Raw genomic sequence first — 443 nt, 5'->3', positions numbered from 1 at the left:
GATATAACGATTTCAGGAATAACGTGGTGTACAACTGGGGTTACAACAGCACTTATGGTGGCGAGAAAGAACAACCGGGCAAGGAAAATTTAAACTTTGCTGTTATCAATATGGTAGCCAATTACTATAAGCCGGTCCCGGCAACCCGTCCGGGCGAGGTGACACACCGAATTGTCAATCCCAATTCACGTAATTTGGCTGATGGCTTTGCAAAGTGGTATATTGCCGATAACGTTGTTGATAGGAATGCAGCAGTTACAGCCAACAACTGGAACGGTGGTGTGCATCCTCAGGGTGGTAGTTCATATATTGAAGGATTAAAACTTCAGCACCCTTTTGACACTATACCTATCAGCCAGCAGACGGCTGAAGAGGCTTATCACTCTGTTCTTGAGAGTGTAGGTGCGTCATTGCCCAAACGCGATGCAGTGGATGCACGCATT

The 443-nt window shown here is 46.3% G+C and carries 1 protein-coding gene; it reads left to right on the top strand.

The features are described from left to right. Nucleotides 1-26: 26 nt before the first annotated feature. Nucleotides 27-443: pectate lyase (locus J4G07_08980; protein ID MCE2414124.1), on the top strand; the 417-nt coding region annotated here is incomplete at its 3' end.

It is taken from the genome of Candidatus Poribacteria bacterium (assembly GCA_021295715.1).
Taxonomy (GTDB): domain Bacteria; phylum Poribacteria; class WGA-4E; order WGA-4E; family WGA-3G; genus WGA-3G.
This window is presented reverse-complemented; position numbering and strand designations above follow the sequence as displayed.